1 protein-coding gene and 2 pseudogenes are annotated in these 1,274 nt (G+C 73.5%); 1 reads left to right on the top strand and 2 read right to left on the bottom strand.

Translation table 11 applies throughout. The features are described from left to right. Window positions 1-284, bottom strand: a pseudogene (locus tag ABZ449_RS42165) (hypothetical protein); the annotation flags it as partial. Continuing rightward, window positions 277-789: a SigE family RNA polymerase sigma factor gene (locus ABZ449_RS42170; RefSeq protein WP_360357479.1), complete on the bottom strand. Its 513-nt coding sequence runs from the start codon at window positions 787-789 to the stop codon at window positions 277-279. The pseudogene ABZ449_RS42165 and the gene ABZ449_RS42170, both read right to left, overlap by 8 nt. 252 nt (window positions 790-1,041) lie before the next feature. Here ABZ449_RS42170 and ABZ449_RS42175 point away from each other — a divergent pair. After that, window positions 1,042-1,274: pseudogene (locus ABZ449_RS42175) on the top strand (hypothetical protein); the annotation flags it as partial.

Consider the following 1,274-nt stretch of genomic DNA (forward strand, 5'->3'; position numbering starts at 1 on the left):
GGGTTGGGGGAAGCCGGCACGGAGGAGGCGTCTGCGGGGGCTGCTCCCTGTCCTGGTCCTGGCGACTGCTGTGGTCCCGGTGAGTGCAGCACGGACGGGAGAGCCAGGCACAGGGCTACTGCGGCGCAGGCCGCGGTCGCGCCCAGGACGTGCCGGCGGTGCCGGCGATGGCGGCGATGGTCGGCGCGTCGGCGGATCTCCGCAGCGGGCAGGGTCGGTGCGGGCACCTGCGTGCCGAGCAGCCGCAGCCGGTCGGCGAGGGTGTCGTGGATGGGGTCAGACACGGAGCTTCCCTTCCTCGCTGGTCGGGGTCTGGTCAGCGAGTACGGCCGCGAGCGCGGCCCGGCCGCGGGCGAGACGGCTCTTGACGGCGCTGACGCTGGCGCCGGTCTCGGCAGCGACCTGCTCGACGGAGAGGTCGCACATGTGGTGCAGGACCAGGGCGCTCCGCTGTGCCTCGGGCAGGTCGCGGAGCGCGGTGACCAGCATCAGGTGCTCCTCGGTGGGCGGCTCGACGGTGGGTGATTCCTGGCGATGGTGGCGTCCGGCCAGGTGCAAACCCCGGGCGAGACGCCGCCAGCGGGAGTGGGCCAGCCGCCGGGCCGTGGTCCGGATCCATGCCTCCGGGGCGTTGTCCGGGTCGAAGGTGCGCCTTCGGTCCCACGCGCGGATGAAGGCCTCCTGGACCACGTCCTGCGCTTCGGACCAGTTGCCGGTTATCGCGTAGAGCTGCCCGGTCAGGCGGGAGAAGGACGCCGCGTAGAACGCGTCGAACTCCTGTGGCGTCATCAAGGGCCTCTCTTCTGGGGCTGTCCGTCAGCTCGCGGCACAGGCGGTGCGCGAGGAGGCACTCCTCGGCCGCGGCGAGTCAGCCGTGCGCCCTGGGCGGAGCCTCCCGCCGTGTACGCACGAGCGCCGCCCCAGGGTTGCGCCCACCGCCTATGACCTGGATCACGTGCGCGGGGTGCGACCTGCCGGGCGTCGGGAGGCGTACAGGGGCGCGGGCATCAACCGGACGCCCGCAGGAAGGGACACGGATTCATGCGTATCCGCCCGATCATGCTCATCGCCGCCACCGCCGCAGTCGCAGCCATCGCGACCGCGGGGGGAATGGCCACCGCCGCAACCGGCACCTCCACGCCCACCCCCACGGCCACCCCCACGGCCCACGGCAAGCCCTCCGGTGCGCCCACCGCCACGGCCCACGACGCGGGCTCGGCCGGCACCTCGGTGGTCTCCGGCAGCGGCTCGTCCGTCACCCGTGAGACTGCCGA

This window comes from Kitasatospora sp. NPDC005856, from assembly GCF_040629945.1.
GTDB lineage: Bacteria > Actinomycetota > Actinomycetes > Streptomycetales > Streptomycetaceae > Kitasatospora.